Annotated in this window: 8 protein-coding genes and 1 pseudogene; 3 read left to right on the top strand and 6 right to left on the bottom strand. The window is 65.5% G+C overall.

Features of this window, described 5'->3' with window-relative positions; translation table 11 throughout:
• Positions 1 to 47: 47 nt before the first annotated feature.
• Genes ABEA93_RS41755 through ABEA93_RS42290 form a run of 5 tightly spaced genes read right to left on the bottom strand, consistent with a single transcriptional unit; the run spans position 48 to position 5,131 of the window.
• A complete protein-coding gene (locus ABEA93_RS41755) occupies positions 48 to 881 on the bottom strand; it encodes an SCO6880 family protein (RefSeq protein WP_345681251.1) in 834 nt (277 codons plus the stop codon).
• A gap of 9 nt (positions 882 to 890) precedes the next feature.
• Entirely contained in the window at positions 891 to 3,224 is a 2,334-nt protein-coding gene (locus ABEA93_RS41760; protein WP_345681252.1) for a TrbL/VirB6 family protein, read from the bottom strand.
• A complete protein-coding gene (locus tag ABEA93_RS41765) occupies positions 3,221 to 4,078 on the bottom strand; it encodes a DUF8175 domain-containg protein (protein ID WP_345681253.1) in 858 nt (285 codons plus the stop codon). Before ABEA93_RS41765 ends, ABEA93_RS41760 begins: the two co-directional genes overlap by 4 nt.
• Positions 4,079 to 4,126: 48 nt before the next feature.
• Complete coding sequence (locus ABEA93_RS41770) at positions 4,127 to 4,522, bottom strand: hypothetical protein (RefSeq protein ID WP_345681254.1); 396 nt, start codon at positions 4,520 to 4,522, stop codon at positions 4,127 to 4,129.
• 15 nt (positions 4,523 to 4,537) lie between these two features.
• On the bottom strand, positions 4,538 to 5,131 hold the full coding sequence (locus ABEA93_RS42290) for a DUF6668 family protein (RefSeq protein ID WP_425585272.1): 594 nt from the start codon (positions 5,129 to 5,131) through the stop codon (positions 4,538 to 4,540).
• Between the two features lie 735 nt (positions 5,132 to 5,866).
• Between ABEA93_RS42290 and ABEA93_RS41775 the strand changes: the two genes are divergently transcribed.
• The 3 genes from ABEA93_RS41775 (at position 5,867) to ABEA93_RS41785 (ending at position 7,855) form a co-directional block, all read left to right on the top strand.
• Positions 5,867 to 6,871: an AraC-like ligand-binding domain-containing protein gene (locus ABEA93_RS41775; RefSeq protein WP_345681255.1), complete on the top strand. Its 1,005-nt coding sequence runs from the start codon at positions 5,867 to 5,869 to the stop codon at positions 6,869 to 6,871.
• An 88-nt stretch (positions 6,872 to 6,959) separates the two neighbouring features.
• Positions 6,960 to 7,358, top strand: a complete 399-nt coding sequence (locus ABEA93_RS41780; RefSeq protein ID WP_345681256.1) for a hypothetical protein — start codon at positions 6,960 to 6,962, stop codon at positions 7,356 to 7,358.
• A 140-nt stretch (positions 7,359 to 7,498) separates the two neighbouring features.
• Positions 7,499 to 7,855: a hypothetical protein gene (locus tag ABEA93_RS41785; RefSeq protein ID WP_345681257.1), complete on the top strand. Its 357-nt coding sequence runs from the start codon at positions 7,499 to 7,501 to the stop codon at positions 7,853 to 7,855.
• A 38-nt stretch (positions 7,856 to 7,893) separates the two neighbouring features.
• Here ABEA93_RS41785 and ABEA93_RS41790 read toward each other — a convergent pair.
• Positions 7,894 to 8,010: pseudogene (locus ABEA93_RS41790) on the bottom strand (IS630 family transposase); the annotation flags it as partial.

Raw genomic sequence — 8,010 nt, forward strand, 5'->3', positions numbered from 1 at the left:
ATCACCGACGGCACAAACACCCCCGCGCAAGAGACGACACCGACGCGTCATCCCTCCCGCACAACAACCCACTTCATACCTGACCAGCGAAAACGCACACCGAACTCTCGGAAAGGCAACGGCTTCTCAGATGTGCGACGGACGTCGGATCCGCGTGGCGCACCGGAGTAGGTGAGGGCGATGTACGTGGACAGGCTGGCCGAACCGCGCGGGTAGCTTTCCACGACGTCAGCCAAGACCCTGCGAGCAAGGTCCGGGGCGTTCGGGCGGATGTTGCCGTACACCTCTTGGCGGAGCCGTTCGCCGGTATCGGGAGCAGCCTCCACGGTGACCGAGGCGCTGACCAGGCCGGGCTCCAGACCGAGGCCGGCCAGCCACTGCCCCCAGTAGGCAACCCAGGTGTCGATCTGCTCATCGTCGACCAGCGAGGCACCATCGGCATTGCAGGTGAGAACGACGGTGTGATGGTTGGTGGCAGGGACAGTGAGGAGCGCGAAGGGACGACCGTACGCGTCCTGGGCTTCACACAAGCGAGAAGTCGCGGAGAGCCCGGGCAGTTTGCACGTCCCGAGATCGATCCGCCCCAACGGGCCCGACCGGTAGAGGTGTTCGCCACGCATCTTGCCGCGCTGCCAGGACACCCGCGCGGTCGCCCATTGCAGCCCGTTCCTCCCGTGCCTGTCCCGCATGAGCAGAGGAACCAACGAGAAGCCGACAAGCACACCGACGGCCATCGCGCCGATCCACGAGACGAACATGACCACAATCGCAAGGATCGTGCCGCCGAACAACGCCAAGGTGCCCGCCAACCCGAGCCTGCCAATGCCCGGCGAAGTCGGCTTGCGCCAGTTTCCGTAGGTGCGCATTTCGTGGGCTGACATAGCAGTTCCTTACGTTGGGGGGTATGACGTCGAACCGTCCGGCATGTGAAAGCCGCCAGCCCGGGGCGTTTGCGTCAGCACGATGTCCCTCATCGTTGCGTCGTCCGGCTGCCGGCCCCCCGTTCCGCTCACGAAGGCCTGCACCTCGGAGTCGACGTGGCGACGCCAGTAGTCCCATCTCTGCCAGCCGTTGGCCGCTGTGCCTTGCGGAATCGGGTATCCGGTCCGTGCCGCGACATCCGCTGGGGACGCCTGCGGATCCATTCCGCGGGCGTCTTCGATGGCGCCGGCTGCGTTCCCCCACCGCTCGGCGAGCGTCTCTTGTGGGAGCTCGGCTTGGGCTGACCCGGTTCCCGGTGAGCGTGAAACGGGCACCCCGGCTGTTCTCTGAGAGTTGCCCGGCCCATCGGGAACCGAACGACGCGGACTGCCGCCCGAGCCATCGCCACCTGGAAGGCTGCCGGAACTGGCTGCGCCACCGGAGCCACCATCGGGGTTGCTCCCGCCCGGTGGGCCCGAACTCCCGGAATCACCGTCAGCCCCGCCTTGGCTCGACCGGGCTCTGGCCAGCCCCGCCACAGCGCCCTTGCCCGCTCCCGCGATCTTCGCACCCACTCCGAGCCCGACCCCCAGCCCGGCACGAGTTGCCTTGGCTCCCAGGACGACGGCGCCGAGGCCTGCTGCGACGTTTGCGTCCTCCCCATGGGACGCGGGTGCGACGATCGTGAAGATCACGCGGACCATGCCGGGCAGCAGCAGGGTGATCATCAGGATGATGAAGAAGCCCTTGAACTGGGCGGCCGCGTCCAGGTCCGCGTTGCCCCGCGGAGCCCACAGCCGGGCGCCGATCACGAAGACGATGACAGCCGCAGGCTTCACGAAGATGAAGGCGATGAGGTAGCCGATGTGCTGTTGAAACCACTGTTTGCCGCGTTCGGTGTTGGACGCCGCTGCGGCGAGGGTGATCGTGCCGGTGAGCGCGGTGACCACGAAGAACCGGGCGATCATGTAGAAGAACTGCGTCAGGCTGCCGATGATGATGAACGCGGATGCCAGGAGGAAAAGGAAGAAGTTCATGTCGGTGGTCGAGCCGCCGAACGCCTTGACCGCCGCGTCCAGCGACTGGTTCGCCTGGGTGTGGACGTCGGCGTGGTGGTCGATACCGTTCGGGTTCAGTCCCGCCACCACGAACCAGTCGGTGAACGCTGCACTGGCCTTGACGCACAGGCTGACGACGGTGACCGACAGCCCACCGACCAGCAACAGCGTGACCAGGCTCTGAGCCACCTCACGGGCGGGCGCCCCGTTCCGCGTGAGGATCATGCGTACCCCAGCGATGATCACCGACAAGATCGCGAGGGTGTAGGTGATGACGTTGGTGTACCGGACAACGAAGTCGACTGTTTGTTCGCTGTTGTACTTGGTGTCGCCTTTGATCACCGGGTCGTCGGCGTGGATCCACCAGGTCATGACCTGCGCGCTGGCGTTGGCCAGGTGGTACTTCGTCCAGCCGGGCGGGTCGTCGAGGAAGGACGGCCCGCCGATCTTGCTGTCCGAGGTGGTGACCAAAGTGTCGTCGGTACCTTGGGAGTTGTCCCCAGGTGCCGTCGTATCGCAGACCGCTTCGCCTTGACCGTCTTTGCAGGCACTGCCTTTGGGTTCGTCGTCGTAGTGGAGCTTGTCGATGATCGTGCTGTTCTGCGCCTTGCACTTCGCCTGCAGCGTCTTGTCCAACGACGACGGGCACGGGTAGTTGAACCGCGGGTCGACGCAGGTCATCTTCTTGCCCGAATCCTTGATGACCTGGTTCATGAACCCTTCGCACGGCCCCTGGACCCCGGTTTTGACGTTGTCGATCAGTGACTGCACGCTGTAGTCGTGCTTCGTCGGCTGCGGGTCCTTGCGCTTCTTGGACGGGTCCACGTCGGACTTGCCGCCCGGCTCGTCCTTACTCAGCAACCAACTGGGCTCGTCGGGGATCCACTCCAATTGGGCCGAGGCCATCGCCTTGTACGCGTCGCTGCCCTTGAGTTCGAAGACCCAGCCCACGGAGTCGAGATATAGCTTGCGATTTCCCTCCGGTACCTGGCCCTTCTCATCACGGATCGTCACCCAGTTGTTGATGTCAGCCTTGTCGCCTGGGCAGAAGAACCGCCAGCGCGATCCGTCGATGTTCTGTGGTACGTAGACACACCCGTCCGCGAACTTTGCGTCCGCATCACGTTTGTCCTCCGCACCCGCAGGTGCAGCGGTGAACAGGCCGGCCAACAGTGCCACTGCGAGGGCCCCGAACAGGCAGGCAAGCCTGCGTCGGCGATGGGGAGTTCCGCGCACGGCACTCATGACGCCGCCCACATCGTGAAGCCGGACAAGGACGTGACCCGCTGCACGGTCGAGGAGTCCGATCCGTCGGTCTCCATGCGGAGTTTCCAATCGCCCCCGCTCCACACCATGGTGTGCGTGGTCGCGACAAGGCCACCGTTCTGGGAACGCCGTAGCAGCTGAAGGACGGCGGCGGTGGGGTTGTAGTCGAGGAAGCGGAAGCCCGCGATCTGCGTGGCTTCGCCCGGTTCCGGGGCGCCTGCGGGGCCGTTCACGTCTTCTTCGGCAAGACGCTGATCGATATACGCATCTCGTCCGGGCCCTTCCGCCACCTGAGCCCTGGTGACCGCTTCCCACCCAGCCGAGAGCACATATCGCGTGGTGATCTGTGCCGCAGCCACGAGAGCACCGGTCGGGGTGTCGGCGTAACAGCGGCTGATGCCGTCATCCTCAACTGCAGGGCCCCCTATGTCGGATGAAGGGAGAAGTACGGAGCGGAACATTTCCCATGAGATGCCTGCGGGCGCCGTTGCGGGGATCGCCTGGTCCTTGGCGTCCAGCGAGGGGCAGGATCCGTTGGAAGGGCCGGCCGTGGAGATCGCCGATGAGGGGACATCCGGGTACGGGGTGGCTCGTGGCCCGGATGGGCCGGGGCCTCGGGGCGCCGCGGAAGGGTTCATGTAGTTCTGCTTCTGGCCTGGACCGCGTACGTTGTAGTCCACGATCACTGCGAGCGCCGCCATGAAGACAAGGCCGACAAGGGCCGCGGAGAGCACGAATCCCGTTCGGGTGAACGGGTTCTGGTCGGGGTCGCGATCCATGCGGCCGACGTTCCGATCCTTCGACCGGTCCCGCGCGCGTCTGAGGGTGGCCATGTGGCAATCCGTGTTCCTTCGGAAGTTCAGTGCCGCTCACATCGCTGATCAACCAGTCGCCATTGCGACAATCCCGGAGGCACTGCCCGCGATGATGCATGCCACGAGTGCCCACACGAGGCCGATTACAGCTGCTTCGCCGCCGTTCTTGCGGGCGATGGCCATCTGCGCCGCGCACATCAGAACTCCGACCACGCACAGGGCGAGGACAATCCACGCGCCGATGCCTACGATCTTCGAAAGGCCAGAAGTCAGGCCGTTGTCGACGTTGAATGAGCCCGGCTTGATCGGCTGCATGTTACCCGGGTCTATCGGCGTGGTTCCGTCATTGGGGTTGGGAGGAGGGTTCGGGGCGGCTTTCACAGGCGACGTGCGCAAGATCCCGCTGAATTCGGCGATACGGACATGAGTACCGAGTCCTGCGGTGACGAGACTTTCGAACACGGCACGCTCCCCTGGCTAACTGAGAAATCGAGACAAATCGGCGGCCATCGTGGCCACATTTTTCGGAGTCCGATCGCGGGTGGGAAGTTCACCGAATCGCAGAGATTCCATCCATGGAATGGTCCACAGCTTCGGAAACCCACCTGAGACGAGCGTCAGCAAGTCCCCCAGTGCTCGGGGCGGTCTGCCCGGCGCATCGGCCACTGCTGCAAGTCCCATGAGTTGAACGTGCGGGACCCCGCCCGAAGCCCATTGCCGCGCAGCCAGCTGAGCCTGAGCCAGTCCGCGAGCGTCGGCACGCGCAACGAGGACGACCCTCGACGTGCCGCCTCCGGATAGGATGGGCCATCCCCGCCCGCCATCCGCTCCCCCGGGAACCAGGGCTTGCAGCGTGCTCACACCAGCCCCCCCGTGACAGCTCACCCACCACCACGCGACCTGGCGCTCGCCGGCGTCCCAGAGGTTTAGGCCGCCTTCGGGTGAGCGGCTGACCGTTTCTGCCTGGGGAGCGAATGGATGCCGCATTCTCGCTCGACGGCGTGGTTGTTTAGTTCCTGGGGTCTCTTCTGCATCGGGAGGTGGCCGAGTGACCCAGGGGTTGCTGGGCATTGTCCGCGTCACCTCGTTCCCGGATCGCACGTTTGGAGCCCCTCGCCCAGATGTTCAGACAAGCCTTAATGCCATGTCAAGGAAATCATCCATTTCACGCGTGCCGCACTTATGCGCGACTCGCCAGGGAGCGGGGAATCGCCCCCGGATCCCGGATCGACTCGTAAAACCCAGTAAATCTACGGATGCGTTTCTGTGCAAAAGTATGCTTAGGTCGAGCAGGCAGGAAGGAATGGATATTGACCCGATTGGCCGACCGGAAAGCCCCTGTTCAAACGACCTCATGGCGGCGACCAGTCGGGCGGCTACCGGGTCGGGTCCGGCTGGGTCGGCAGATTCCGCTGCCTGAGCATGGGCGCAACAGAAGGCGCAACCGCACCTTGCGCCGGCCGTATGTGCGCGGCGACCTGCGAGGGCTCTCTTCGGCGACATCGGCGGCATGCACCCGGGCCTTGTGGAGGTGCCGGCGAGCAGCCCGGCTGACCATCCACTTGGTGTGAATCGTCCTCGTGCACCGTGCTGTTGCCTTGATCCGCAACCCGATCAGCCACGTGAGCGTGGGGGACGGGGCGTGATGTGCGGTAGGACACAGCGCGCGGACGAGTACCGGGCGTCGTGTGAGGAGATGCCACGGCGGAATGGTTTTCGCGCAGGGGGTGCGATGCTTGTTCTCCGCGGTGTTGTCATGCGAGGTGCGTGTGGGCCGTCCCGCTTGTCGGGACGGGGGTCGGCGCGTTGATCGAAACAACCTTCGACAGCGCGGACTTCCCGGCGGCGGAACGCTTCGACCGTTGGCGTCACCTGGCGAGTCGGTCACTGGCGCCGACGGACATCGGGGCCGAGGATCCGGAACGCTTCAGGGCGACGATGCGGCACATCGACCTGGGTGCGGTCCAAGTCGCGGCGATGTCCTACCCCTCGCTGCACTGTCGACGGACACCTCGGATGATCCGCCGGTTCGATCCGGAGTATCTGAACGTCGGACTGATCGTGCAGGGGGCACAGGCGATCACCCTCGCCGACCGGACGACCCTCGCGGGCCCTGGGGACCTCGTGCTCTACGACACGTCACACGCGTATGCCGCGGAAGTGATTCCGCAGGCCCCCCGGGCGGCCGAGACGATCGTGGCGCAATTTCCCCGGTCGTTGCTCCCGGAGCGTACGTTCGTGGAGGCGTTGGGGGAGCGTGTGGCCGGGGACAGGGGAGCCGGGGCGTTGCCGGCACAGTTCCTGGCCGCCTTGGTCCGGGATGCGGACCACTACGCTCCCGCGGACGGACCGCGTCTGGCCGCGGTGTTCCTGGACCTGATGTCGATCGCCCTCACCAGCGGACGCGATGCCGGGCGCGAAGCGCCGACGCGAGATCACGAAACCGTGCTCATGCTGCGGATCCACGCACACATCCAGCAGCGTCTCGCGGACCAGCAGTTGTCCCCGGTGACCATCGCCGCCGCGCACTGCATCTCCGTCCGGCATCTCCACAGGCTGTTCGAGAACCAGGGGCGTACCGTCGCCGCCTGGATACTTCATGAGCGCCTGGCCCGTTGCCGCCGTGATCTGGCCGACCCCCGGCTGCGCACGCGGCCCATCCACGCGATCGCCCTGCGATGGGGGTTTCCTCGCGCGGCCGATTTCACCCGCGCTTTTCGCCGCATCCACGGTGTGACGCCCAGCGAATACCGCCGGAGCGCGGACGACCACCTGTGCGCTCAAAGCCAAGGGGTGGTCACCGAGGGCTAACGCCCTGCCCAACCGCCGTGTCAAGGATGGGCAGCACGCCGCACGTCGGAGGCGGCGTTCGGGAACTCCCGGGAATCGGTGAGGAAAGATGATGCAGAAGCGAACGCTGCGGGCTGCGATTGTCACGGTCGCCATGGCCTTCGCCGCTTCCGTGAGCGGTGTGGGTTCGGCCCATGCCGCCACGGTCGAGTACTGGCCGGGCAAGGACGTCACGGTCGGATCCTGCAAGGGATGGCTCAACAAGCGCACGTCCGATGGCTACGTGCAGGCCGTGGCCCAGTCCTGGGGTGCCGGGTGCGCCTTCCAACTCCAGCGCAAGCGCCTCGGCACCGGCGGCTACGACTGGACGCCGGTATCCGATCTGTACCTGATCAAGAACGTGCAGTACGCGACCGGATTCCACTGGAACGGCACGGACGCCGGGTCCCGGGTCTGCCTTTTCAACAACGACATCAACGTGAGCGACTGCGGCGCCGGGGCCTGGTAGGGGCCGCACCGGCCCCTCACGAGTCGTCGATCCGATGTCACGCGTGTCCTGAAGACGGTGGCGACGTTCTGCCGGCCTACTTTCCGAGAAGATCGAAGACAGGGGAGAAAATGAGAGAACACACGGTTAGGCGTGGGAAGTTGCTCCGCCGGGGCGCCCAAGCGCTCGCCGTCCTCGCGGTGGCGGTGGGGACGCCGGCCGCCACCGCCACATCCGCCGAAGCCGCGGTCTGCTCCACTTCCTGGAGCAACAAGAGCGACTACAAGTCCGGGATTTCCGCCACGAACGTGAACTACCGCAGTGGCCCCTACACCAGCTGCGACCCGTACGGGCAGTGGTCGAACGTCCAGGTCTTCTACCACTGCTGGCGCTATGGCACGACCGTGAACGGTGAAAACGTCTGGTGGCACGTACGGAAGGAAGGCACCCAGCAGCAGGGGTGGGTGCTCTCGTCCTACCTGGGCATCTGGACTGCCGACCCGGCATGGCAGTGCTAGTGCTGTGACCGGAAACGTTCACCGGGTTGCCGGGGTGGTCAGGCTGCTTGGGTGAGGGGGCGTCCGCCGTAGCGGACGCCCTTTTCGCTGCGGACACGGGCTCGTTCGCGGCGTTGGGCGGCGAGGAGGTCGGGGTCGCGGGTGTGGGTGTTGCG

It is taken from the genome of Yinghuangia aomiensis, from assembly GCF_039542225.1.
Classification (GTDB): Bacteria; Actinomycetota; Actinomycetes; order Streptomycetales; family Streptomycetaceae; genus Yinghuangia; species Yinghuangia aomiensis.

What these genes read in the sequence shown, in the direction of transcription:
- ABEA93_RS41755 (WP_345681251.1), bottom strand. Translation starts at nt 881, where the DNA reads ATGTCAGCCCACGAAATGCGCACCTACGGAAACTGGCGCAAGCCGACT.
- ABEA93_RS41760 (WP_345681252.1), bottom strand. Translation starts at nt 3,224, where the DNA reads ATGAGTGCCGTGCGCGGAACTCCCCATCGCCGACGCAGGCTTGCCTGC.
- ABEA93_RS42290 (WP_425585272.1), bottom strand. Translation starts at nt 5,131, where the DNA reads ATGCCCAGCAACCCCTGGGTCACTCGGCCACCTCCCGATGCAGAAGAG.
- ABEA93_RS41780 (WP_345681256.1), top strand. Translation starts at nt 6,960, where the DNA reads ATGATGCAGAAGCGAACGCTGCGGGCTGCGATTGTCACGGTCGCCATG.
- ABEA93_RS41765 (WP_345681253.1), bottom strand. Translation starts at nt 4,078, where the DNA reads ATGGCCACCCTCAGACGCGCGCGGGACCGGTCGAAGGATCGGAACGTC.